This window comes from Blastomonas natatoria (assembly GCF_003201955.1).
Taxonomy (GTDB): Bacteria; Pseudomonadota; Alphaproteobacteria; order Sphingomonadales; family Sphingomonadaceae; genus Blastomonas; species Blastomonas natatoria.
In genome coordinates, this window is record NZ_QJJM01000003.1 from 16,301 (window position 1) to 41,896 (window position 25,596).

General features: G+C 64.7%; 19 protein-coding genes. 8 read left to right on the forward strand and 11 right to left on the reverse strand.

Going from position 1 to position 25,596, the window contains the following annotated elements; genetic code table 11:
* Positions 1-3: 3 nt before the first annotated feature.
* A complete protein-coding gene (locus C7451_RS04300; protein ID WP_244181586.1) occupies positions 4-1,947 on the reverse strand; it encodes an alkyl/aryl-sulfatase in 1,944 nt (647 codons plus the stop codon).
* A 292-nt stretch (positions 1,948-2,239) separates the two neighbouring features.
* On the opposite strand from C7451_RS04300, the gene C7451_RS04305 reads away from it, so the two are divergent.
* The 4 genes from C7451_RS04305 (at position 2,240) to gltB (ending at position 10,384) form a co-directional block, all read left to right on the forward strand.
* On the forward strand, positions 2,240-3,241 hold the full coding sequence (locus C7451_RS04305; RefSeq protein ID WP_110297747.1) for a hypothetical protein: 1,002 nt from the start codon (positions 2,240-2,242) through the stop codon (positions 3,239-3,241).
* Positions 3,242-3,294: 53 nt separating this feature from the next.
* Positions 3,295-4,098 carry an undecaprenyl-diphosphate phosphatase gene (locus C7451_RS04310; protein WP_110297748.1) on the forward strand — a complete coding sequence of 268 codons (804 nt, stop codon included), beginning with the start codon at positions 3,295-3,297 and terminating at the stop codon, positions 4,096-4,098.
* A 262-nt stretch (positions 4,099-4,360) separates the two neighbouring features.
* A complete protein-coding gene (locus C7451_RS04315) occupies positions 4,361-5,794 on the forward strand; it encodes an NAD(P)-dependent oxidoreductase (protein ID WP_110297985.1) in 1,434 nt (477 codons plus the stop codon).
* Between the two features lie 66 nt (positions 5,795-5,860).
* Positions 5,861-10,384 (forward strand): glutamate synthase large subunit, encoded by a 4,524-nt coding sequence (gltB, locus tag C7451_RS04320; protein ID WP_110297749.1) that lies wholly within the window; start codon positions 5,861-5,863, stop codon positions 10,382-10,384.
* Between the two features lie 73 nt (positions 10,385-10,457).
* Here gltB and C7451_RS04325 read toward each other — a convergent pair whose 3' ends face one another.
* Complete coding sequence (locus C7451_RS04325; RefSeq protein ID WP_167398419.1) at positions 10,458-10,997, reverse strand: outer membrane beta-barrel protein; 540 nt, start codon at positions 10,995-10,997, stop codon at positions 10,458-10,460.
* Positions 10,998-11,264: 267 nt separating this feature from the next.
* Between C7451_RS04325 and C7451_RS04330 the strand changes: the two genes are divergently transcribed.
* Positions 11,265-11,936 carry a glutathione S-transferase family protein gene (locus C7451_RS04330; protein WP_031317962.1) on the forward strand — a complete coding sequence of 224 codons (672 nt, stop codon included), beginning with the start codon at positions 11,265-11,267 and terminating at the stop codon, positions 11,934-11,936.
* 129 nt (positions 11,937-12,065) lie between these two features.
* On the opposite strand, the gene C7451_RS04335 is transcribed toward C7451_RS04330, so the two are convergent.
* Both C7451_RS04335 and C7451_RS04340 read right to left on the reverse strand, forming a co-directional pair.
* Positions 12,066-13,151 (reverse strand): sigma-54 interaction domain-containing protein, encoded by a 1,086-nt coding sequence (locus tag C7451_RS04335; protein WP_110297751.1) that lies wholly within the window; start codon positions 13,149-13,151, stop codon positions 12,066-12,068.
* A gap of 162 nt (positions 13,152-13,313) precedes the next feature.
* Positions 13,314-13,991, reverse strand: coding sequence for a hypothetical protein (locus C7451_RS04340; RefSeq protein WP_110297752.1), 678 nt, complete (start codon positions 13,989-13,991; stop codon positions 13,314-13,316).
* A gap of 127 nt (positions 13,992-14,118) precedes the next feature.
* Between C7451_RS04340 and lnt the strand changes: the two genes are divergently transcribed.
* Positions 14,119-15,654: an apolipoprotein N-acyltransferase gene (gene lnt, locus C7451_RS04345; RefSeq protein ID WP_110297986.1), complete on the forward strand. Its 1,536-nt coding sequence runs from the start codon at positions 14,119-14,121 to the stop codon at positions 15,652-15,654.
* Between the two features lie 72 nt (positions 15,655-15,726).
* On the forward strand, positions 15,727-16,944 hold the full coding sequence (gene metK / locus C7451_RS04350) for a methionine adenosyltransferase (RefSeq protein WP_110297753.1): 1,218 nt from the start codon (positions 15,727-15,729) through the stop codon (positions 16,942-16,944).
* 197 nt (positions 16,945-17,141) lie between these two features.
* Here the strand turns inward: metK and C7451_RS04355 are convergent, their stop codons facing one another.
* The 6 genes from C7451_RS04355 to C7451_RS04380 all read right to left on the reverse strand — a co-directional run bounded on the left by C7451_RS04355 (position 17,142) and on the right by C7451_RS04380 (position 24,028).
* Positions 17,142-17,723 (reverse strand): hypothetical protein, encoded by a 582-nt coding sequence (locus tag C7451_RS04355; RefSeq protein WP_110297754.1) that lies wholly within the window; start codon positions 17,721-17,723, stop codon positions 17,142-17,144.
* A 115-nt stretch (positions 17,724-17,838) separates the two neighbouring features.
* The gene (locus tag C7451_RS04360) at positions 17,839-18,150 is read right to left on the reverse strand and encodes a hypothetical protein (protein ID WP_110297755.1); all 312 of its coding nucleotides are present in this window, start codon (positions 18,148-18,150) and stop codon (positions 17,839-17,841) included.
* 74 nt (positions 18,151-18,224) lie between these two features.
* Entirely contained in the window at positions 18,225-19,088 is an 864-nt protein-coding gene (gene galU, locus C7451_RS04365; protein WP_110297756.1) for a UTP--glucose-1-phosphate uridylyltransferase GalU, read from the reverse strand.
* Between the two features lie 90 nt (positions 19,089-19,178).
* A complete protein-coding gene (gene msrA / locus C7451_RS04370; protein ID WP_110297757.1) occupies positions 19,179-19,712 on the reverse strand; it encodes a peptide-methionine (S)-S-oxide reductase MsrA in 534 nt (177 codons plus the stop codon).
* A gap of 98 nt (positions 19,713-19,810) precedes the next feature.
* Positions 19,811-22,891, reverse strand: a complete 3,081-nt coding sequence (locus C7451_RS04375) for an efflux RND transporter permease subunit (protein ID WP_110297758.1) — start codon at positions 22,889-22,891, stop codon at positions 19,811-19,813.
* A gap of 12 nt (positions 22,892-22,903) precedes the next feature.
* Complete coding sequence (locus C7451_RS04380) at positions 22,904-24,028, reverse strand: efflux RND transporter periplasmic adaptor subunit (RefSeq protein ID WP_110297759.1); 1,125 nt, start codon at positions 24,026-24,028, stop codon at positions 22,904-22,906.
* A 158-nt stretch (positions 24,029-24,186) separates the two neighbouring features.
* Between C7451_RS04380 and C7451_RS04385 the strand changes: the two genes are divergently transcribed.
* Positions 24,187-24,624, forward strand: coding sequence for a hemerythrin domain-containing protein (locus C7451_RS04385; RefSeq protein ID WP_110297760.1), 438 nt, complete (start codon positions 24,187-24,189; stop codon positions 24,622-24,624).
* Here the strand turns inward: C7451_RS04385 and C7451_RS04390 are convergent, their stop codons facing one another.
* A complete protein-coding gene (locus C7451_RS04390) occupies positions 24,625-25,557 on the reverse strand; it encodes a phytoene/squalene synthase family protein (RefSeq protein WP_110297761.1) in 933 nt (310 codons plus the stop codon).
* Positions 25,558-25,596: the final 39 nt, after the last annotated feature.

Genomic DNA, 25,596 nt, shown 5'->3' on the forward strand with positions numbered 1-25,596 from the left:
ATCTCAGGGCGTCACCACCGCGAACGCCGGGTCGAACGGCGGGTGCAGCATCAGCCAGCGCAGGAACAGCCCCGAATCGCCTTCGATCTTCATCGCGCCCGATTTCATCAGCGTCGGGAAATCGGTCTCGCCGATGACGATGCCATCGAAATCCTTGCGGTTCAGCGTCACCGTCGCATCGGCATCGGGCAGCGTCGTGCCGTAACGCGGGATCTCGACATCCCCATTGACCATGATGCCCAGCGTTTCCTTCGTATCGGGCAGGATGAAGTTGATCCTTGCGCGCATGTTGCCTGCGCGTTCGGCAGCGAAGCGCGTCGCCAGCGCGTCGAAGAATTCCGCCGTGGGAATGGCGCTGATGAAGCTGCGGCTCTGCGTGCTCGATCCCTTGCGCGGCAGTTCGGTCCCGCGCAGCGTCGCGGCGCCTGCCAGATAGTAGTTGCGCCAGGTGCCCGATTCGGCGGCGAATCCCAAAGCCTCGTAACTGTCCGCGAGCGCGGCCTTGGCGGCGGCGTTGGCCGGATCGGCAAAGACGAGGTGATTGAGCAACTCTGCGGCCCAGCGGTGGTTGCCCTCGCCTTGTGCCTTTCTGCCTGCTTCGAGCAGCTTGTCCGCGCCGCCTGCCAGCGCGACATAGCCTTTGCCCGCCGCGACCGGTGGCAGCGGATTGAAGTTCGCCGGAACCCCGTCCCACCAGCCATAATAGCGCTGATAGGTCGCCTTCATGTTGTGGTTGATCGTGCCGTAATATCCGCGCGCGCCATAGGCAGCCTGCTGGGCGGAAGGCTCGGCGATGCCGTCGGCCACCTCGTGCAGCGTCATTCCGGCATTGGCGCGGGCGAGCGTGCGGTCATGGACATAGCGATAGGCATCGCGCTGGTTTTCCAGATAGTTTGCCACGCGCGCCTGGCCCCAGGTCGGCCAGTTGTGCGAGGCGATCTGGATTTCCGCCTCGCCGCCCCATTTGACCAGCGCACCATCGATGATCTTCGACCAGCGCAGCGCATCGCGCACCTGCGCGCCGCGCAGGGTGAGGATGTTGTGCAGCGTCTTCACCGAAACCTCGGTGGTGTGCAGCACCTTGAAATCGGGCAGGTAGAACAGGAATTCGGCCGGTGCCTCGGTGCCCGCCGCATCCATGAAATCGAAGCGCACCCCGTCGATGGTCTTGAGCCCGCCCTCAGGCCCGATCAGCATCGTCGGCGCCATGTAACCGGTGGTACCGATCGACAGGCCGGTGCCCAGGCCATTGTCGACCCGGCCCTCGGCTCCCGGCGCGAGCGCGGTGCCGAACATATAGGCAGACCGCCGGGTCATCGCGTTGCCCGCGAGCACATTCTCGCTCACCGCCTCTTCGGCAAAACCATGCGGCGCGACGATCGGCACCTTGCGCTTTTTCACCTCGTCGGCGGTGATGATGCCGCCCACCCCGCCGAAATGGTCGGCATGGCTGTGGCTGAACAGCACGGCGGAAATCGGCCGCTTGCCGATCTTGGCTTGCGCGAGCTGCATCGCGGCGGCGGCGGCTTCCTCGGTAAGCAGCGGGTCGATGACGATCCAGCCGGTCCTGCCCGAAATGATCGTCATCACCGAGATGTCATAGCCGCGCAGCTGCCAGACCTTGCCGGGCACGATCTCGAACAGGCCGTGAATATGGTTCAGCCGTGCATGCCGCCAGAGCGAGGGGTGGACTGTCGCAGGTGCGGTCTCGGCCTTGAGGAAATCGAAGGCGGATGCGTCCCAGACTGTCCTGCCATCACTGGTCCTGATCACGCCTCCGGGAATTTCGGCCATCTTGCCGCGCGTGGCATCGGCCATGTCGCTGCCGTCGTCGGCGGGAAGCCGCGCCAGTACCGCCGAGCGCTCGGCATCGGTCAGCTGTGCCTGTGCGTTTCCGCCACTCACCAGCGCCAGCGCCATCGCTCCCGTTTTCCACACCCGTTTCATGTGCACCCTCCTGCTCTCGCGCTTGCACCGCGCTATTTATTGGCAGTCATGCTGCCATATTATTCTCCGGCTGTCAGCCTCTGATCGCCGGACATTGCAAATCCCCCCCAAATGGGGTGCGGCAGAGGCCGGGCACGGACTAGACCTGTGTTCAACGCAGCATCCGCTTTTCATCGCAGGCCACCGAATATTCGGCAATCCGCGACCCTGCTGGCCGGTGACAGGTGATGAAAAGGCGATCCCGGCGGGTTCAGCGCCCGCCGGGATCGTCGCTTGGGCAAAGGGGGAATGAATGACGCTCGACCGCCGCAATTTTCTGATCGGCTCGGCCAGCGCTGCTGCCTTTGCCGCACTGCCCGCGCCTGCGCTTGCTGCCGGGAAGGCCAAGTCGCCGGTCGCGGTGAAGAACCCCGCCGCGCTGGCTGGGGTTCGCCAGGCGGTGATCGGATCGTTCGCGGTCGGCTATCTCACCGAGCGGATCGACCGCGCCAAGGCGGGCGGCGGGCTGATGGGCGGCGGTTTCGGCGGCAAGTCGACCGCGCGCAGCTATCTGGCGGGTCTTTCTGACGCCGATTTCAAGGAGGCGACCGAAGCGGCCCATGCGGCGTTCACCACCCGGCTGACCGACATGGGGATCATGCTCGCCGACCGGCAGGGGCTGGTCGCGGCCTATGGCAGCAAGGTCAAGCCGCTGCCCAATGGCGAAGAGCGCACGCTGATCACCGGACGCGACGACAAGGCCAGGGCACGGCTGTTCAGCCCCGCTGCGCTCGGCGATCCCATCGTGCTGCAGGAATGGCTGGGCATCATGACCGGCGGCGGGTTCGATTTCAGCTTCAACATGAGCGTGGTCAATGCCAGCATGAACGCGAAAACCTACGCCAAATCCTCGGGCGTGCCTGTGATCAACGCGCTGCTGCTGGTCGATTTTGCCGATGCCGACAGCTATGGCGGCTGGTTCACCAACAGCTCATCGGTCAAGGTCAAGTCGAGCCTTGCTGCCTTTCCCGATGCCAGCCAGCTGACCGTATTCGCTCCGGGCGGCAAGATCGGGTCGGTCGTTCTCAAGGAGCCGGTGGCGATGGGCGGCGATTACGGCACGTTTGCGGACACCACCGGCGGCACGGCCAAGACGCTGGAGACGGTGAGCAACGTCATCGGCTTTCTTGGCGGGGTAGGCACCAACAAGTCGCGCAAATACACGATGACCGCCGATCCGCAGCGCTGGCGCGAGGGTGTCGCCGGGGTTTCGCAGGAAGCATTCGCCAAGCTGACGGCCAGCCTTTCCGCCTGATAAGCGCCCGATAACTGGTTGACTTGCGCCCATGCCGCCCTTCTTAAGACGGCATGATCGAAATGTATCTTATCCCCATATTGCTGGGCATCGTCGAAGGTCTGACCGAATTTCTGCCGGTCTCCTCTACCGGGCACCTGATCCTGGCAACCGAGCTGCTGGGCTTCGATGCCCAAGCCTGGGCGGTGTTCAACATCGCGATCCAGCCGGGCGCGATCCTGGCGATCGTGGTGCTCTACTGGCGTACCTTCATGGACGTGCTCGCCGGGCTGATGCGCTGGGAGCCCTCGGCGGTGGCGTTCACGCGCAACCTGCTGATCGCCTTTTTCCCGGCGGTCATCCTGGGGCTGGCGTTCGGCGACCAGATTGACAAGCTGCTCGAAAATGCGGTGGTCGTCGCCTGGGCGCTGATCATCGGCGGAGTGGCGATCCTGGTGGTCGAAAAGCTCGCGAAAACGAGTGATGCAGGCGGCGTTTCCGGCGTTCCGTTCAAGACCGCGATCGGCATCGGCCTCGTCCAGTGCATCGCGATGATCCCCGGCGTCAGCCGTTCGGGCGCGACGATCCTGGGCGCGATGGCGATGGGTGTCGATCGCAAGACGGCTGCGGAGTTCAGCTTCTTCCTCGCGTTGCCGACGCTCACCGGCGCGACGGTGCTGCAGCTCTACAAGAACCGCGAGATGCTCACCCCCGATGATTTCGGCGCGATCGCGATCGGCTTCGTCGTATCGTTCGTCGTGGCGCTGGTGGTGGTCAAGGCGTTCCTCAAGATCATCACGCGCTACGGATTCGTGCCCTTCGCCTGGTATCGCATCATCGCGGGCGCTGCGGCGCTGGTATGGCTTGTCAATAGGTAGGTCCGAACCGGAACTATCATGATCGTGAAAATGTCCCAGGCTGCGACGAAATGACCTGGCCAGCCGATCAATAGTCAACAATGCTGACCTATTGACGCAAAAGTGCGTGACTCTGCGCCCGTGATCGCCTAAAGCTGCGTCAGTTGCGGCGCGCGCAATTTTTCGCGCGCCTATCGATTGCGCAGATGAAGGCAGGGGCATGGCTGACCAGCACGAAGACACTATGGCAACCGCAGCGGCGCTGGCGGCTGAGAAGCTGGCGATGCTGCAATTCGTCGACCGCGGCCAGGCCTATCCGCCCAAGCGCAGCGCAGAGGACCGCTCGGAAGATTTCGAGGAAATCTCGGACAAGTTCGATGGTGCTGCCGCGCAGGCGCAGTCGGCGCGCTGCTCGCAATGCGGCGTGCCCTATTGCTCGACCCATTGCCCGCTGCACAACCATATTCCGGACTGGCTGCGTCTGACCGCCGAGGGGCGGCTGCGCGAGGCGTACGAAATGTCGAACCTTACGTCGACCATGCCCGAGATCTGCGGTCGCATCTGCCCGCAGGATCGGCTGTGCGAAGGCAATTGCGTGATCGAGTTTTCGGGCCATGGCGCGGTCACCATCGGCTCGGTCGAAAAGTACATCACCGATACTGCCTGGGAACAGGGCTGGGTCGAGCCGGTCCTCGTCGGCAAGCCCCGCGGCCAGTCGGTCGGCATCATCGGCGCGGGCCCTGCAGGCCTGACGGCTGCCGAGTATCTGCGCATGGGCGGATATGAGGTGCATGTCTATGACCGGCACGATCGCGCGGGTGGGCTGCTGACCTATGGCATTCCCGGCTTCAAGCTCGAGAAGGACGTGGTCATGCGCCGCGTCACGCGTCTCGAAGAGGCTGGAATCGTCTTCCATTGCGGGTTCGAGGTCGGGCGTGACGCCAGCATGGACGATCTTCGCGAAAAGCACGATGCGGTGCTGATCGCGACCGGCGTGTACAAGGCGCGCGACATCAAGGTGCCCGGAATCGGCGCCGATGGCGTGGTGCCCGCGCTCGATTATCTCATCGCTTCGAACCGCAAGGGCTTTGGGGACGACGTGCCCGCGTTCGACAGCGGCGCGCTCAATGCTGAAGGCAAGAATGTCGTCGTCATCGGCGGCGGCGACACCGCGATGGACTGCGTGCGCACCGCCGTCCGCCAGGGCGCGGCCTCGGTCAAGTGCCTCTATCGTCGCGACCGGATCAACATGCCCGGATCGCAGCGCGAGGTTCTGAACGCCGAGGAAGAGGGCGTGGAATTCGTCTGGCTTTCCGGGCCGGTCGCGGTCGAAGGCACACCCAAGGCCACCGCCGTCCGCGCCAGCCGCATGCGCCTGGGCGCGCCCGATGCCTCGGGCCGCAGCGCGCCGGAGCCCGATCCCGACAGTGATTTTTCGGTCCCCGCCGATCTCGTCATCAAGGCGCTGGGCTTCGATCCCGAAGACCTGCCGACCGCTTTCGGCTGCGAAGAACTGTCGGTTCAGCGCTGGGGTACGCTGCGCGTCGACCACAAGACGATGATGACCAGCCTCGATGGCGTGTTTGCCGCAGGCGATATCGTGCGTGGCGCGTCGCTGGTCGTCTGGGCGATCCGCGACGGCCGCGATGTGGCCGAGCACATGCACAAATACTTGAAGGCCAGGGCCCGCGCCGGGGCCGAAATGGTCGCCGCCTGAGCAAGAATGACGGACCTGGCCGGATGAGCGCCAAGCCCCGGCCGGTCGAGACGAAAGACACGAGACATGACCCACTTCCCCACGCCCGAGCACGAACGCCTTGCCCGCGAGGGCATGTATCGGCCCGATTATGAATCCGATGCCTGCGGCGTCGGTCTGGTCGCTGCCACCGACGGCAAGCCCTCGCGCCGTGTCGTCGAAAGCGCGATCGATGCGCTCAAGGCCGTGTGGCACCGCGGCGCGGTCGATGCCGATGGCATGACCGGCGACGGCGCTGGCATCCATGTCGACCTGCCGGTGCGCTTCTTCGACGATGCGATTGCCGATTCGGGCCACAAGGTGCTGCCCAACAAGCTTGCTGTCGGCATGGTCTTCCTGCCGCGCACCGACCTGCAGGCGCAGGAAACCTGCCGCACGATCGTCGAGAGCGAGATCATCGAGGCGGGCTACACCATCTATGGCTGGCGTCAGGTGCCGGTGAACATCGCGGTGATCGGCGACAAGGCGCAGCGTACCCGGCCCGAGATCGAGCAGATCATGATCGCAGGGCCGATGCCCGACGAGCAGAATATCGCCGAGTTCGAAAAGCAGCTCTATCTCGTCCGCCGCCGGATCGAGAACAAGGTGATCGCCGCGCAGATCAGTGATTTCTACATCTGCTCGCTGTCGTGCCGCTCGATCATCTACAAGGGCTTGTTCCTGGCCGAGAGCCTGTCGGTCTTCTATCCCGACCTTACCGATCCGCGCTTCGAGAGCCGCATCGCGATCTTCCACCAGCGCTATTCGACCAACACCTTCCCGCAATGGTGGCTGGCCCAGCCGTTCCGCTGCCTGGCCCACAATGGCGAGATCAACACCATCCGGGGCAACAAGAACTGGATGAAGAGCCACGAGATCAAGATGGCCAGCCTTGCCTTTGGCGAGAACAGCGAGGACATCAAGCCGGTGATCCCCGCCGGCGCCTCCGACACGGCGGCGCTGGATGCGGTATTCGAGGCGATCTGCCGCTCGGGCCGCGAGGCGCCGACCGCCAAGATCATGCTTGTGCCCGAGGCCTGGCAGGGCGACCAGGTGCTGCCGGCCGAGCACAAGGCGATGTACGAATATATGGCGAGCGTGATGGAGCCCTGGGACGGCCCCGCAGCACTGGCGATGACCGATGGCCGCTGGGCCGTGGCGGGCGTCGACCGCAATGCGTTGCGTCCGCTGCGTTACAGCCTCACGAATGACAATCTGCTCGTCATCGGGTCGGAGACCGGCATGGTCGTGCTGCCCGAAAGCACCATCATCGAAAAGGGTCGGCTCGGGCCGGGTCAGATGATCGCGGTCGACCTGCACGATGGCAAATTCTACCACGACCGCGAGATCAAGGACCGGATCGCCGCCGAGCAGCCCTATCGCGATCTGGTCAAGGGCTTCCGCACGATCGACGATCTGCCGTCCGGCGGTCCCGACAGCATCGGCGAGATGAACCGGGCCGAACTGACGCGGCGTCAGGTCGCAGCTGGCCTGACGATCGAGGACATGGAGACGATCCTCGCGCCTATGGCCGAGGACGGCAAGGAGGCCATCGGGTCGATGGGCGATGATACGCCGCTGGCGGTGGTGAGCGCCAAGCCGCGCCCGATTGCACAGTTCTTCCGCCAGAATTTCAGCCAGGTCACCAACCCGCCGATCGACTCCTTGCGCGAACGGCATGTGATGAGCCTGAAGACGCGCTTTTCGAACCTGGCCAACATCCTGGAGCAGGACAGCCAGAACGAGCGCGTGCTGGTGCTCGACAGCCCTGTGCTGACCAATGCCGAATGGGGCAGGCTCAAGGCCGATTTCGGGCGTCTGGTCGCCGAGATCGACTGTATCTTCCCGGCCGAAGGCGGACCCGAGCAGCTGCGCGCCGCGATCACGCGCATCCGTAACGAGGCCGAGCAGGCGGTGCGCGAGGGCAGTACCGAGATTTTCCTGTCCGACGAGAAGGCGGACGAGGACCATGTCGGGGTGCCGATGATCCTGGCGGCGGCCGCGGTGCACACGCACCTCGTGCGCAAGGGTCTGCGCGCCTATGCCTCGATCAACGTGCGCACCGCCGAGTGCCTCGATACGCACCATTTCGCGGTGCTGATCGGTGCAGGCGCGACCACGGTCAACGCCTGGCTCGCCGAACTGTCGATTGCCGACCGTCAGGCACGCGGCCTGTGCGGCGATATCAGCCTCGACAAGTGCATCGCCAATTACCGCAAGGCGATCAACGAGGGGCTGCTCAAGATCATGTCCAAGATGGGCATCGCGGTGATCTCGAGCTATCGCGGCGGCTATAATTTCGAGGCGGTGGGTCTGAGCCGCGCGCTGGTCAATGACCTGTTCCCCGGCATGCCCTCCAAGATCTCGGGCGAAGGCTATGCCTCGCTGCACCTGAACGCCAAGCTGCGCCACGATGCGGCCTGGGACAGCAATGTCGCGCGGTTGCCGATCGGCGGATTCTACAAGCAGCGCGATGGCGGCGAGGCGCATGCCTATTCCGCCGGCCTGATGCACCTTCTCCAGACCGCAGTCGCCAAGGACAGCTATTCGCAATATCTGCAATTCGCTGCAGGCGTGCGCGAGCTGCCGCCGGTCTATCTGCGCGACCTGATGGAGTTCAACTACGCGGCCAAGCCGGTGCCGCTCGACGAGGTCGAGGCGATCACCGAAATCCGCAAGCGCTTCGTCACGCCGGGCATGTCGCTGGGCGCGCTGTCGCCCGAAGCGCACGAGACGCTGGCGATCGCGATGAACCGTATCGGCGCCAAGGCGGTCTCGGGCGAGGGCGGCGAGGCCTCCGAACGCTATTCGCCGCGCGACAATGGCGACAATGCCAATAGCGGCATCAAGCAGGTGGCCTCAGGGCGGTTCGGCGTCACCGCCGAATATCTGGGCGCGTGCGAGGAGATCGAGATCAAGGTCGCGCAAGGGGCGAAGCCCGGCGAGGGCGGGCAGCTACCCGGCTTCAAGGTCACCGAATATATCGCCAAGCTCAGGCACTCCACCCCCGGGGTGACGCTGATCAGCCCGCCGCCGCATCACGACATCTATTCGATCGAGGATCTGGCGCAGCTGATCTATGACCTCAAGCAGATCAACCCGCATGCACGCGTCTGCGTGAAGCTGGTCTCGGCGGCGGGCATCGGCACGATTGCCGCCGGCGTCGCAAAGGCCCATGCCGACGTGATCCTCGTCTCGGGCAATGTCGGCGGCACCGGCGCGAGCCCTCAAACCAGTATTAAATACGCGGGAACGCCCTGGGAAATGGGCCTGTCCGAAGCGAACCAGGTGCTCACGCTCAATGGGCTTCGTCACCGGGTGAAGCTGCGCACCGATGGCGGGCTCAAGACCGGGCGCGATATCGTCATCGCCGCCATCCTGGGTGCGGAAGAATACGGGATCGGCACATTGTCGCTGGTGGCCATGGGCTGCATCATGGTGCGCCAGTGCCACAGCAACACCTGCCCGGTGGGCGTGTGCGTGCAGGACGAGCGGCTGCGCGCCAAGTTCACCGGCACGCCCGAAAAGGTCATCAACCTGATGACCTTCATCGCCGAGGAAGTGCGCGAGATTCTGGCGCGGCTTGGCTTCCGCAGCCTCGACGAGATCATCGGTCGCACCGATCTGCTGCGCCAGGTCAGCCGCGGGGCCGAGCATCTCGACGATCTCGACCTCAATCCGATCCTCGCCAAGGTGGATGTGGCCGACGACCAGCGCCGGTTTAACCTGGACAGCTGGCGCAACCCGGTGCCCGACAGCCTCGACGCGCTGATCCTCAAGGATGCGCGCCCCGTGTTCGACCGGCGCGAGAAGATGCAGCTGACCTATAATGTCCGCAACACGCACCGTGCGGTCGGCACCCGGCTGTCGGCGGAGATCACGCGCATCTATGGCATGAAGGCGCTGGACGAGGGCCATGTCCGCATCCGGCTGCGCGGCTCTGCGGGCCAGTCGCTGGGCGCGTTCCTGTGCCGGGGCATCACGCTCGAGGTGTTCGGCGATGCCAATGACTATGTCGGCAAGGGGCTTTCGGGCGGCACCATCATCGTGCGGCCCACGGTCAGCTCGCCGCTGGTCAGCCATGCCAACACGATCATCGGCAATACCGTGCTCTATGGCGCCACGGCGGGCAAGCTGTTCGCCGCTGGTCAGGCGGGCGAGCGCTTTGCCGTGCGCAACTCGGGAGCGGAAGTCGTGGTCGAAGGCTGCGGCGCCAATGGCTGCGAATACATGACCGGTGGCACGGCGGTGATCCTGGGCGAGACCGGCAGCAATTTCGGCGCAGGGATGACCGGCGGCATGGCCTTCGTGCTCGACCGGAACGATCGCTTCGAGGCCCAGGCCAACCCCGAATCGATCGTCTGGCAGCGCATCGACAGCAGCTATTGGGAAGACCGTCTCAAGGGCCTGATCGCGGCGCATATCGAGGGGACGGACAGCCAGTGGGCGCAGGAAATCCTGCGCAACTGGGACCGCTATCTGCCGCAATTCTGGCAAGTCTGCCCCAAGGAAATGCTCACCCGTCTTGCCCAGCCGCTGAGCGATGCGGTCGCGATGGAAGCGGCAGAGTAAGAAAAACCCCGCCCGCCCCGGGGGAAAGGGGCGGGCGGGGCCATGTTGCCCGTTGCCGGTTAGCGTCGATCGATCAGAAGTTGAACGACAGGCCGCCGGCAACGCGGGTGGTGTCGAAGCCCAGGGTATCGACCGTCACGCGCAGCGCGGTGTTGGGACCGATCTTGTACTGGCCGCCGACGCCAACCAGATAGTCGCCATCGGTGTCATCGAATGCAGCCGGAACGGGCACGTTCAGCACCTTGGATGCATCGACATTCACCCACTGATAGCCGCCGCGCGCGAACAGCTGGCCACGATCGCCGACCTTCACGCCGATCTTGCCGGCCACGCCATATTCGCTGTCGATGGCGTTCGAGCCAAGATTGTAGTTGCCCTCGGCACCCAGGATCAGCGTCGGGCCGACCGGAACGTCGACACCGGCATAGACACCGTAGATTGCACCGTCATCGGCACCGATCGGGTTGCTGCCCAGGTCGTGATAGCCAACCTGGCCACCGACATAGACTTCGGGCTGGCCGGCATCCTGCGCCATGGCGGGGGCCGACAGCGCGAATGGCAATGCGGCGGCAGCCGAAAGCGCCGCGATCTTGAGGGGGGTCAGTGTTTTCATTGTCTTGTCCTTCATGTGCGCGCCAGGTCTTGCCCGGCGTCCCAGCCGGTCTAGCGGCCGCAACCCGACGCGAAGCTGAACGAAAGATGCGGCAAATCGACAGAATCCATTCGTTCGTCGAAACAAAATGACTTTCCGTTCAGCTTCGGGCTGGTGTGAAAGGCGGAGGCAGTCTCTGCGGTCCTGACCCCGGCAGGGCCGTAAAATGCTGATGACACCCCCAGCATTCTATGGACGCACTCGCGCGGCTGTTGCATGGATGATCGCATGTGGCAGCTGTTCCAATTCCCTCTGTGTCCGTTCTCGCGCAAAGTCCGCCTGCTGCTGGGGGAAAAGGGCATCGGCTATGAGCTGGTGCGCGAATCGCCCTGGGAACAGCGCGACGAGTTTCTCGACATGAATCCTGCCGGGCGTACCCCGGTGATGCGCCATCGCGACCGCGACCAGACCCTGTGCGACAGCTGGGCGATCTGCGAATATTTCGAGGAAACGGTCGAGAAGAACCCGATGATCAACGGGTCAGCCGACAACCGCGCCGAGATCCGGCGGCTGGTTGCCTGGTTCGACGAGCAGTTCTTCGGAGATGTCGTCGCGCCGCTGATGCACGAGCGCATGCGCAAGCGGCTGATCTATCGCCAGCCGCCCGATGGCCGAGTGCTGCGCGAGGCCATGCGGCTGGCCAATACGCATCTGGATTATATCGACTATCTGCTCGACCATCACGCCTGGATCGCGGGCGCGACAATGAGCCTGGCCGATCTTGCAGCAGCTGCGCATATCTCGATCGCCGACTATCTCGGCGGCATCGACTGGCTCGCGCATGCGCAAACCGCAGACTGGTACCGCAAGTTCAAGTCGCGGCCATCCTTTCGTCCGCTGCTCGCCGAACGGATGGAAGTGATCAAACCGCCGTCGCATTACGAGGAAGCGGATTTCTGAGGGGTTTTGGCCTGACCCGTTCTCCGGCGAAAGCCGGAGCCCAGGAGTGACATGGCACTGCACCCGCCCCTCGATTCCGGCTTTCGCCAGAAAACGGATTTGATGCGGAGGGTGGCGATAGGGGTTTGATTACGCGCTCAGCGCGATTTCGCGGCCGATCTGATAGCGCTTCATCTTCTCGACAAAGGTCGTGCGCTGCAGCTTGACCAGACGGGCAGCCGCCGAGACAACGCCATTGGTCGATTCGAGCGCCTCGATCAGCACCCGGCGTTCCTCGTTCTGCAGATGCTCGCGCAGGTCGATGGGCTTGCCGAAGGTCGGTGTTGCAGGCTGGATGATCGCGGTCTGGCCATTGAACGCCGGAGCCGAACCCATGGGCACGACATTGCCGGGCACCGCCAGGCCGATCGGAGCCGAAGCCTCGGGCCGGGTCGAGCGGATGGGGCGGAGCAGCATCGCCATCTGGTCGGTGCCGACCTCCATGCCCTGGAAGAATACCGCGGCGCGCTCGACCAGATTTTTGAGTTCGCGGACATTGCCGGGCCAGTCATGCGCCATCAGGATGGCCATGGCTTCATCGGTGAACACCGGCGGATTGTCGGCGGCAAATCCGCGCGAGAGGAAATGCTGGACCAGCATCGGAATGTCCTCGATCCGCTCGGACAGCGCAGGCAGTTCGATCGGCAGGACATTGAGGCGGTAGAACAAGTCGGCCCGGAACCGGCCTTCGCCGATCGCGCTTTCGAGGCACTGGTGGGTTGCCGCGATGAGGCGGACGTCGACGCGGACATCGTCGTTGCTGCCGATGCGGCGGACCTTCTGGTCCTCGAGCACGCGCAGCAGGCGTACCTGCATGTCGAGCGGCATCTCGCCGATTTCGTCGAGAAACAGCGTACCGTTGTTCGCGGTCTCGAAATGGCCCAGGCGGCGGGCGATGGCGCCGGTGAAGCTGCCCTTTTCATGACCGAATAATTCGGATTCGATCAGCTCGCGCGGGATGGCGCCGCTGTTGACCGCGACGAACGGTGCGGCAGCCCGCTGCGAGGCGCGGTGGAGCGCCTGTGCAACCAGTTCCTTGCCGGTGCCCGATGGGCCGGTGATCAGGACGGAAGCATTGGTCTGTGCCGCGAAGCGCACCAGGCCGCGAATCTCGCGGATCGCAACGCTGTTCCCCACGATCAGTTCGGCCATGGCCTGTCCGTCGATCTGTTCCATCTTGCTTGCCCCGTTTCGTTACCGGCTGTGCTTGCCGTCTCTGGTTAACGATTTAGGGGTCAATCGTTAACGATACGTAAAGCCGTCAGGTGAGGTGACAGATTTCGCCATTTTTTTGACGGGCTGTGGATAAGTCGCGTCCCGATCTGGGGCGACGGCCGGTCAGCGCTTTTCGGCGGGCCTGGCCAGGTTGAAGCAATGTTCGAAGTCGATGTCGGAGCCCTCGTCATCGGCCCTGCGGGCAGCTTCTGCTGCAAGCGCCGCTTCGCGTGTCCGGATCAGCCTGGCATCGGCTTCGTTGCCACTGAGCCCCTCATCGCGCATTTCGTCGCGGGCACGCGATTCCAGCACGCTGGCCAGGGTCTTGAGATCGCGCGCCGTGCTCGAATCACCCTCGCGATTGCGGACGTCCTCATAGGCCAGTTGCACATAGGCCGCGCATTGCAGCATCGAGGGCGGCGGCGGGACGGGTACCGTGGCGTCCAGCTTCGCGAGGCACGGTTCCATCACGGCATCGACCACGCCGGCCGGATCGTTCGACCGGGCAGCGTCGGTCTGCAATTGCTGCACGATCCCGGTGAGGGCAGCGCCGATCGCCTCATCGCTCGATCCGGTTTCGGTAACGATTCGCTCGGCAGTCTTAACGAAATAGGTCCGACCGCGGCTGACCATGGTCGGATAGGCCAGGGCCGAGGTCACGCCGCGCGCCTGTTCCGAAGCGATGATCGCGAACGCCGCCGCACAGGTAAGGTCGTCACGCTGGGCCGGAGTGAGGGCTGGCGGGGCGACAGGGGCAAAAGCGGCTTGCGCTGTGAGCAACAGGGCGGCGAGGCTGGTCATCGGCCAAGCTTATGCTGGGCTCGATGCGGCCTGTCACCTCATTTTGGCTGAATCCACGCTGGTCTGTGACACGTCGATTGCAACGCCGATTGTCAGCGCGCGCTGGCGCGGGCATAGCGGCCCGCAGATGATCCAGCGCTTTCCCAAATGGCTCGCCCTGCTGGCGGGCGGCCTTTCCGCCACCGGCTTTGCGCCGCTGAACCTGTGGCCGGTGACGCTGGCGTGCATGGCGCTGCTGATCCACCTGATTGCCACGGCACCGGGCCGCAAGGCGGCCTTTGCGCGCGGCTGGCTGTTCGGCCTGGGGCAGTTCACCGTCGGGCTCAACTGGATCGCGATTGCCTTTACCTATCAGGATGCCATGCCGCACTGGCTCGGCTGGGTCGCGGTGGTGGGGCTGTCCTGCTATCTGGCAGTGTTTCCGGCGCTGGCGGCACTCTCGGCCCGATGGCTGACGCCCCCTGTGCGGGCGCGCGCAGACCTGCGCTTCATCCTGGGGCTTGCTGCGCTGTGGCTCGTTACCGAATGGATGCGCGCCTGGGTGTTTACCGGCTTTGCCTGGAACCCGCTGGCCATCGTTGCGCTCGATGCCGGATGGGCGGCGCGGATCGTCGGCACCTATGGATTGAGCGCGCTGGTGATGCTGACGGCGGGCGCGCTGCTGCTGGCGGTCCAGCGCCAGGGCAAGCCCGCATTTGGTCTGGCTGCGGGCGTTGCAGCAGTGAGCCTCGGCGGCTGGGCTCTGGCTCCCGTCTCTGCCGGGTTGACCGACATGCCGATCACCGTGGTGCAGCCCAACAATGACCAGTCGGACAAGTATGACCCGGAAGAAGCAATGCGCAATTTCGCGCGGCTGGCCGCCCAAACTGCGGACCGCAAGGCTCCGCGCGGGCGCATCGTTTTCTGGCCCGAGGCCGCGACCGAGGATTTTGTCGAGGATGGCTATCCCCGTCGTTTCTACTATCCCGAAACGGCGGCTGGTGTTCGCGCACGGCTGACCCGGCCTTTGAACGATGGCGACCTGCTGGTGACAGGTGGGGCCAAGCTGGATTTTGACAGCCAGGGTCAGGCCATCGCTGCAGCCAATAGCGTATTCGTCTTTTCCAGCCGTGGTGAAATCCTGGGCAGCTATGACAAGAGTCACCTGGTACCGGGAGGCGAATACCTGCCTTATGAAGAGATCCTTGGCCCGCTGGGCCTGGCGCGGCTGGTCCCCGGCACGATCGGATTCACCCCGGGTCCCGGCCCCCAGACGCTCGATCTGGGGCGGGTCGGCCGGATGGGTCTGCAGATCTGCTACGAGATCGTGTTTTCGGGCGAGGTCGCCGATCGCGCCAACCGTCCCGATTTCCTTTTCAACCCCAGCAACGATGCCTGGTTCGGTCCCTGGGGGCCGCCGCAGCATCTCACCCAGGCGCGCATGCGCGCGCTGGAAGAGGGGCTGCCGGTGATCCGCTCCACCCCCACCGGCATCTCGGCGGTGATCGATGCCGATGGCCGACTGCTCGACAGCATTCCGCATCACGAGGCAGGCCATATCGACGCGCGCCTGCCGCGAGCCCATGCTGCGACACCTTTTGCGCGTTTCGGCAACCTGCTGTCGCTGGGCCTGGCAGGCCTGCTGATGCTGTTCGCGGTTGCACTGCGTGCATTCCGCCGTTAAGGGCGGTCATATAAGGAAATCTTTATATGTGCCCTCCGGGTAGCTCGGCGGGCCTCAGCGAAAAGGCGATCCATGCGCAAGAGCTTCCTCTTTACTTCCGAATCGGTCAGCGAAGGCCATCCCGACAAGGTCGCGGACCAGATTTCCGATTCGATCGTCGACCTGTTCCTTTCCAAGGACCCCTATGCGCGCGTCGCCTGCGAAACGCTGACCACCACCCAGCGCGTGGTGCTCGCCGGTGAAATCCGCTGCAAGGGTGTCTACGAGAACGGCGAATGGGCCCCCGGCGCGCTCGAGGAAATCGAGAAGACTGTCCGCGCGACCGTCAAGCGCATCGGCTACGAACAGGACGGTTTCCACTGGGAGACCTTCAGCTTCGAGAACCATCTGCACGGCCAGTCGGCGGAAATCGCACAGGGCGTCGACGCCAAGGACAACAAGGACGAAGGCGCGGGCGACCAGGGCATCATGTTCGGCTATGCCTCGGACGAGACCGAAGACCTGATGCCCGCGACGCTGGACTATTCGCACAAGATTCTCGAGCGCATGGCCGCCGACCGTCACGCCAAGGTCGTCGATTTCCTTGAGCCCGACGCCAAGAGCCAGGTGACGCTTGCCTATGAGGACGAAAAGCCGGTGCGCGCTACCGCTCTGGTCGTCTCCACCCAGCATGCCCCCGGTTATTACTGGCACGAGGGCCAGGGCGATGCCGACAAGTATCAGAAGCTGTACGATTATGTCGTCGGCGTGATGCACGACGTTCTGCCCGAGGGCTTCATCACCGACGAAACCAAGATCTACGTCAACCCCACCGGCCGCTTCGAGATCGGCGGTCCCGATGGCGACGCGGGCGTAACCGGCCGCAAGATCATCGTCGACACCTATGGCGGCGCTTCGCCGCATGGTGGCGGTGCGTTCTCGGGCAAGGACCCGACCAAGGTCGACCGTTCGGCCGCCTATATCAGCCGCTACATGGCGAAGAACATCGTCGCTGCAGGGCTTGCGCGTCGCTGCACGATCCAGCTGTCCTACGCCATTGGCATTGCCGAGCCTCTGTCGCTCTATGTCGACACGCATGGCACCGGTACGGTCGCCGACGACAAGATCGAGGCGGTGCTGCCGCAGCTCGTCCGCCTGACGCCGCGCGGAATCCGCGAGCATCTGGGCCTTAACAAGCCGATCTACCAGAAGTCGGCCGCCTATGGCCATTTCGGCCGCAAGCCCGAAGGCGATTTCTTCCCCTGGGAAAAGACCGATCTCGCCGACAAGCTGAAGGCTGCGCTCGCCTGATCTGACGCAAGCGAACAAAAAAAGGGCCGGGTCATCAAGGTGATGACCCGGCCCTTTTTGTTGGGACAATGGAGTGGCTGAGAAGCCGTCCGCATTTCGGTCATCCTGAACTTGTTTCAGGATCCATCATGCCCCTCAAGCCGAAGCCGCAAGAGGCGAAATGGACCCTGAAGCAAGTTCAGGGTGACGAATGACGTTCACAGCTTGCCGAACTTCGCCTCGAACCCGGCAATGTCGCCGCGCGCCAGGAAGCCGGCCTGTTCGATCCAGCCATCGCGCTCGATGCGGCCCTTGAAGGTGCCGAGATAGGGGTCGATTTCGGCAACGTCCGCCGCAGTCCAGGCCGCGATCTGATCGTAGCGGGCCACGCCCAGCTCGCCGAGCAGCGTGTTCAGCTTGGGGCCGATGCCCTTGATCTTGCGCAGATCATCGGGCTCGCCGACGGCTGCGGCGATGCGCGGCTTGCCGCTGGCCTCGGCCTCGGCTGCCTGCGCCGCGATCTGGGCATCGACGTCGGCGGTGGAGAGGGCCGCGACCGTTGGATCGGGCGCGCCGCCGATGGTCGGGATGATGGCGGGTGGCGCTTCGACCGCTGCATGGCCATGATCGTGTCCCGCTCCGTGATGATCATCATGCCCATGCGCATCGTGCCCATGCGCATCGTGCCCATGATCGGCATGGCCATCGGCGCCACCGCTGCGCCCGACCAGTGCCCAGATGAGGATCATCGCGGCGATCACCAGAGCGGCGATCAGGAAGAATAGCTGCTGTCCGTCCATGGAATGTCGAGGCCTTTCATCAACGCGGGACTTGCATGCGATGCGGCCCGCCTTGTGGTCGCCCTTAACCGCAGGATCGATTCGTGACCAGACCCGCTTTGACAGGCAGCGGTCCCTACATCACGCGGTCGCGCAGATCGTCTATCTCTTCCTGGATGTCGCGCGCCTCGGCACATGCCTCGTCATTGCCATCATCGCATTTGCGCAGGGCCTTGTCGCGCTGGCGCTGCAGCTTGCCCAGCCGTTCCTCGGCCTTGCGCATGGCCCGGCCGCGGTTCTCGTCGGCCTCGGACTGGCTGGTGGTGGCAAGATCCACACCCTTGGCCACGATCTTGACGGGTGCGGTGACCACCGTGCCGACAGCGCTGGCGATACAGCCGGTCAGCGCCAGCGGCGCCAGCAGGACAAGCGGCAGAAATGGCTTCATCGATTCGACCCTCCGGCGCACGGATCCGCGCGGCCCTTGCCCTGCTATAGCCCGGCTGAGCCGAGGCTGAACCGTTATTTCAGCAGGTCGAGCGCAAAGGCGCGGATTTCCGCGCCCATGTCCTCGCGCTCCAGCGCGATCGCGAGCGTCGCCTGGACATATCCGGCCTTGGAGCCGCAGTCATAGCGCTTGCCGTCGAAGGTGACCGCGTGGAACGGCTGGGTGCCGATCATGCGCGCCATGGCGTCGGTAAGCTGGATTTCGCCCCCCGCGCCCTTTTCCTGGTTCTTCAGCGTCTGCATGACCTCGGGCTGCAGGATATAGCGGCCCGAGATGATGAGGTTGGATGGCGCGTCTTCCACCCTCGGCTTCTCGACCAGGCCGGTGACTTCGGTGACAGGCCCGTCGCGGCGGCCCGGCGCGATCACGCCATAGCTCGACACTGCCTCGCGCGGCACTTCGAGGACGCTGATCAGGTTGCCGCCCAGCCGGTTATAGGCCTCGACCATCTGCTTCATGCAGCCGGGCGAACCGACCATGAACTCGTCGGGCAGGAAGATCGCGAACGGCTCGTCCCCCACGATATCCCGCGCGCACCAGATCGCATGACCCAGGCCCAACGGTTCCTGCTGGCGCACATAGGCGCAATTGCCTGGGCCAAGACGCGTGGGCTCGAGCACTTCCAGCGACTTGCCGCGCTCGCTCATCGTCTTTTCCAGCTCGAACGCGATGTCGAAATGGTCCTCGATCGCGCTCTTGCCGCGGCCGGTGACGAAGATCATCTGCTCGATCCCGGCCTCGCGGGCCTCATCGACCGCATACTGGATCAGCGGGCGGTCGACGATCGGCAGCATTTCCTTGGGGATCGCCTTGGTGGCAGGCAGAAACCGGGTGCCAAGGCCGGCAACCGGAAACACAGCTTTGCGGATGGGCTTCACGTTATGTCCTCTTTATCGGCCCCGACAGCCGACGCGAGACCTCGCAGCGTGCCGCCCGGCTGTCAAGCCGCCACCCGGCTGCTGCGGGCTTCAGGCCTTGACGCGCGCGGCAAAGCTCTTGCGCAGCTTCTGCAGCTTGGGCGGGATCACCGCCAGGCAATAGGGATTGCGCTGGCCTTCGCCCTGCCAATATTCCTGGTGATAGTCCTCGGCCGGATACCAGGTGGTCGGCTCCTCGATCGTGGTGACGATGGTCGAGGGCCAGTTGGCCTGGTTGCGGCTCATGGCAGCTTCAGCCTCGACCTGCTGCACGGCATCGAGCGGGAAGATGGCCGAGCGATATTGGGTTCCCACGTCATTGCCCTGGCGGTTGAGCTGGGTGGGATCGTGCGTCGCAAAGAAGATGTCGAGCAGATCGGCATAGCTCAGCTGCTCGTCATCAAAGGTGACGCGGATCGCTTCGGCATGGCCCGTGGTGCCGCTGCATACCTGCTTGTAGGTCGGGTTTTCGGTCGTGCCGCCGATATAGCCGCTTTCGACCTTGCTCACGCCGATGACGTCGTTGAACACGGCCTCGGTACACCAGAAACAGCCTCCGGCGATGATGGCGGTCTGCTGGGTCATGCTGATTGTCCTTCTTGCTGTTCCCCGGCCTGCCCGGTCCGGGCGGTCAGGGCTGTTCGCTTCCAGAAATAGAGCGCCCGTCGCCCAATACAACTACCCTAAGCGTCTACCGGGAGCACCGGCGGTGCCTTGGCCGCGTCGTCCTTCTCGCCGCCGCGGGCGATCAGCAGGTACATGACCGGAGTGACGATGCGCGAGAGCAGGGTGGAGGAGATCAGCCCGCCGATGATCACGCTGGCGAGCGGAGCGTAGAGCGAACCGCCAAAGATCGCGAGCGGAAGCAGGCCCCCGATGGCGGTCACCGACGTCAGCAGCACCGGCAGGAAGCGCACTTCGCCCGCGCGCTCGATCGCCGCGCGCAGCCCCATGCCCTCGCGGCGCAGCTGGGTGGTGAAATCGACCAGCAGGATCGAATTCTTGATCTCGATACCGACCAGCGCGACAAAGCCGATGATCGCCATGTAGCTGAGCGACGATCCGGTGACGAACAGCGCGACAAATCCACCGAACGTGCCGAGCGGGATCACGCCTGCCACGACGATCGTCTCGCGGAAGCGGCCGAATTCGGCGACCAGCACCGCAAAGATGCCGAACAGCGCGATCAGGATGATCGGGCCAAGGCCGCCGAACACGGTATTGATCGCCTCCGCCTCGCCGCCTGCAGACACGCGATAGCCCGGCGGCAGCTTGATCTTGCCGACCTCGTCCATTGCCTGCTGGCTGATCCGGGCAGGCAGCGCACCGGGCTGGGCATTGGCGGTCACGGTCACCGACCGTTCGAGCTGATAGCGCTGGATCTGCGGAGGTACGCTCTCGAGCTTCGGCGTGCTGATCTGCGACAGCGGGATCGCCTCGCCGGTGCGGCTGGCGACATAGACCTGGTCGAGCGCCGAAATCGGCTGGGTATCATCGAGCGGCAGGCGCACGACGACACGGTAGCTGTCGCCTTCGGGATCGCGGAAGGTGCCTGCATTCTCGCCCGACAGCGCCAGACGGATCGCGCGGCGCGGTTCGCCTGGCGCGATGTTGAGCAAAGCCGCCTTGGCATCGTCGATGCCGATGTCGAGATCGATGCCGTCGGTCGCGACGGGGTTGATGACGTCGCGCGCGCCCGGGGTAGTTCGCAGGATCGTCTCGACCTTGGCGGCGAGGTCGCGCAGCGTATCGAGATTTTCTCCCGTGATGCGCAGCGCCACGGGCGAGGCGATCGGTGCGCCGTTCTGGAACAGCTCGACATTGAAGCGCGCTCCGGGAATCTGCTCCAGCCGCTCGCGGATGCGTGCGATCATCTCGGGGCTGCGATCGGGATGCCAGCGGTCCATGACGGCAAAGACCTCGCCGAAATTGGGCCGCTGATCGAGCGCGAAGACATTGTAGAAGACCTGGGGGTTCGAGCTTCCGGTGTTCGCCGCACGTACCTTGATGTCGGGCTCCTTCGCCAGCACCGCCTCGACCTTGCGCACCAGCGCGTCGGTGGTGGCGACGCTGCTGCCCTGTTCGGCATCGATGGTGACGCGGAAATAGCTGGTATCGGCATAGGGGAACAGGCTGAAGCCCAGCACCGGGATCAGCGCGAAAGCCGACAGGGTGAGCGCCATCGAGGCCCAGAAGGTCTGCTTGGGCTTGTCGAGCGCGCCGTGCAGGATCGGGCGATAGAGCCGCTCGATCTGGTGCGTCAGCCATTTGAGGATCGCATTGCCTTCCGGGTCCTCGTCGCGCGACAGGATGCGGCTCGCCAGGAAGGGAATGATCGTCAGCGAGATCACCAGCGAGGCGAAGACGGTGAAGATGATCGTGTAGATGAACGACTGGGTAAACTTGCCCGCGCCTTCGGGCAGGAACAGCAACGGCGTGAAGGCGAAGATCAGCACGCCGGTCGAGCCGAGCACCGCGGGCGTGATCTCGCGCGTGGCGTCGATCGCGGCGATCGAGCGCCGCTTGCCCATGCGCAGATGCCGCGCGATATTCTCGGTCACCACGATCGAATCGTCGACCAGCAGGCCCAGTGCGACGATGAAGCCAGCGACCGCGAGCTGGCTCAGGTTGAAGCCCATCACGCTGATCGCGAGCAGACCCGAGGCGAGCGACAGCGGGATCGAGATCATCACGATCACCGATGCGCGCCAGCCCAGCGGCAGCAACGTGATGATGACGAGACCCAGCGCGATCGAGAAGTCGCGGGTGAGCTCGCTCAGCCGGTGCTCGATATCGCGGCTCTGGTCGAAGACCTGTTCAAGCCGGATATCGGGCGGGAAATTGTCCTGCTGCCGCTTCAGTTCCTCCTCGAGCGAGGCCTTGAGCCGGATGACGTCGAAGCCGTCCTTCTGCAGGATCGACAGGAAGATCGCTCGTTCGCCGTTGAAGCGGGTGATATACAGCTGCTCGGCCTCGCCCCAGCGGACATCGGCCACGTCCCTGATGCGCATCAGCGTGCCGTTGCCTGCACGGATCGGCAGGTTGGCGATCGTGCCGAGATCGCGATAGGCCCCGCCTGCCTCGACATTGAACCGGCGGCCTGCGCTGTCCACGGCGCCGGGGGGCAGTTCCGCGCCGCCGCGTCGCAAGGCATCGGCTATGGCGGAAGGGGCGAGGCCCAGTTCGGCCAGGCGGCGGCTGTCGATCGCGACCTGCACCTCGGGCTGAGGCAGCCCATCGATCACCGTGTTGCGCACGCCCGGATAGCGCACGAAGGTGTCGCGGATGTCCTCGGAATATTTCTGCATCCGCCGCCAGCTCGCCGTCTTGCTGACCATGGCCAGCTGCAGCACCGCTGCCTCGGTGGTGCGCGCCTTGCGATAGCGCAGCTCGGTAATGCCCTCGGGCAGCTGGCTGCGGATGGCGCTGACCTCGCGCACGACATCGTTGAAATACTGGTCGGGATCGCCGTCCCAGTCGAATTCTGCAGTGACGGTGACGAAGCCGTCGGTGATGCCGGCGCGGATCTCGTCGATATCGTCAATGCCGCGCAGCACCTCCTCGATCGGCTTGGCTATCGTCTGTTCGATATCCGCTGCGTCCGCGCCGGGCAGGGCGATGATCACGGTGATGACCGGAATCGGGAAATGCGGATCGACCGAGCGCGGGATGGTCAGCAGCGAGGTCAGGCCGAGCGCTGCCAGCAGCATGAATGCGACCAGGCTGAGCTGCCATCGGCTGATGGTGAAGGCGGCGAGGTTCATGGACAGCGCGCGCTAGCGGACGTCAACAGGGGCAGCGGCGGCACGTGTGCGGCTCGGCTGGCTCGAGGCCTGCGGCTTCACTTTTGCACCATCGGTCAGCAGCACCAGGCCGGACGAGACGATGCGGTCCCCGGGCTTCAGCCCGCCGGTGATCACGAGTTCCTTGTCATCCACCCGTCCGATCTGGACGGCACGTGTGCGGACCCGGTTCGCTTTCGGATCGAGCAGATAGACAAATCCTTCGTCCGCCCGGACGTTGAACACCGCGCTCGCGGGAACCGCGAGCCCCGCAGCATCGGGCGCGGCGGCAACCCGGAATTGCGCCGTGCCGATCTGGCCGGACCGGAGTGCGGGATTGGCGGGCAGGGCGATCGTCACCTCGAACGCACCGGATGCAGGATTGGCTCGCGCATCGATCTCGCTGACCACAGCCTCGATCTCGCCTTCGGGCAGCGCGGAGATGCGGACCGTTACGGGCATGCCGGGGGAAAGCCGCGCGATATCGCCGTCGATCATTGGCGCACGCAGCACCATGCCGCCGCTGCTCTCGCCCAGCACCACGACCTGCGTGCCTGCCGCGACCACCTGGCCCGGCTCTGCGGTGCGCGCCAGAATGACCCCGCCGGAAGGCGCGAGGATGCGCGACGTGCCGCTGGCAAACCCGGCGGTGCTCACCTGCGCTGCGGCAGCGCGTGCGGTTGCCTCGGCGCGCTCAAGCTGGGCCTTGGTCACCCAGCCCTTTTCGAACAGCTGCTGGAAGCGGCCAAGCTCTGCCTGGGCGCGCTGCTGTTCGGCACGGGCGCTTTCCAGGCCTGCGCTGACCTGCGTCGCATCCAGCGCGGCGATCAGTGCGCCGGGCGTGACCCGGTTACCTTCCTGAAAGCGGATGCTGGCAATCTTGCCTGCGGTGGTGAAACCCAGCGGCGTCTCGTACCGGTATCGGACGGTGCCTGCTGCGGTGATCAGCGCGGAGGTCGATGCAGGCTGCACGACCGCGATCGTCACCGGATAGACCTTGTCCGCAGAAACGGGCTGCGCGGCATCGCTTCCGCCCGAACAGGCGGTCAGGGCCAGCGAACAGCCAGCAATCAGCGACAGGGTGAGGAGCCCATGAGGGCGAGCGGTGACGAAGCGCATATTGGGTTTCTATATGCAACCAGTTTTTCTGGCAAGCGCCGAACTGAAATCGATGTGCATTTCTGCCTGCGCCGTCTGATTAGGCGCGCATTAACTAAACTGGTTTAGTCCCGCAGGGCGTGCCGAAAGCTCGTCGGCACGGGGGAGGACGCACCGTCATGAACTGGCGCATTGGTCAAATGCAGGCGCAGCACGAGGCATGTCTTGCCATTGTCGAGGATATCGAAGCGCGATCAAGGCATATCGCGGACCGCCCCTCGGCGGTGGAAATCACGCTGATGCTGGCGAGGCTGACCGGCATATTGCGCATCCACCTGGCGCTGGAGGACGAGATTCTCTACCCCGCGCTGCGCAATGCAGCCGACCCCCGGATTGCCGAAATGGCCGAGCGCTTCTGGCAGGAAGCGGGCGGACTGGCCGATGCCTTTCTCGACTTCGTCGATCGCTGGAAGCGCGCCGATGCGCTGCTGACCGACCCCGAGGGCTTCAGGATCGAATCCGCCAGGGTGTTCAAGGCGCTGGCCGACCGCATCGATCATGAACATGCCGAAATCTATCCCATGGCGGAACGCTTGCGCGCGGCGCGGGCGGGCTGATTACCGCTGCGCGGCCCGGGGGCGGGTCCACAGACCTTCGCGACTGACAGGTGCCGGGCTCTGCAGGGCCTGAGCCAGGCTCTTCGCCACCCAGCCGATCTTCTGACGGCGGCTGGTCACTACCCTGTGGTCCCAGGCGCCTGATCCGCGCGCGCGCACCTCGCGCGCAATGTCGCCATAGATGCCCGCCGCCGCCAGCACGGCCCAGCGCGCACGAAAGGGCAGCCGGGCCGCGCCGACCCGGGCAGAGGCTTCATGCGCTTCCGACCGATCGGCGAGTCTTCTGGCCAGCGGCACAAGCTGGCTTCGCAGCCAGGGCTTCATGTGCTGGCCGGGCGGGATATCCATTTCCGACAGCCACTCCACCGGCAGGTAACAGCGCCCCACCGAATCGTCCTCGGAAAGGTCGCGCGCGATATTGGCGAGTTGAAAGGCGAGGCCGAGATCGCAGGCGCGGTCGAGTGTTTCCTCATCCTGCGGGGCCACCCCCATCACGATCGCCATCAGCAGCCCCACGGCGCCTGCGACATGATAGCAATATTGGTAGAGGTCGTGCTCGCTGCGCGGACGCCAGTCATCGGCGTCGAGCGCAAACCCCTCGATCACGTCGAAGATGATCGCGCGGGGCAGGCGGCATTCGCTCGCCACCACAGCCAGCGCGGCAAAGGCGGGGTCGTCGGTCGGCGCACCGGCGAGCGCGGCATCGGTCTGTGCGCGGATATAGGCGACGCGCTGCTTCGCATCGGCGACCGCGCTCATGCCATGGCCCATATCCTGTCCGTCGGCGAGGTCATCGCACTTGCGGCACCAGGCATAGAGCAGCCAGGCGCGCTCGCGGGTCACAGGATCGAACAGCTTCGAGGCGAGCGCGAAGGATTTCGAGCCGCGCGCGATCGAATCGCGCGCATGGGCGACCAGGGCGGTCCTATCCATTCAGCCGCCCTTCCGTCGGCGCTCGTTCTCCGGCGAAAG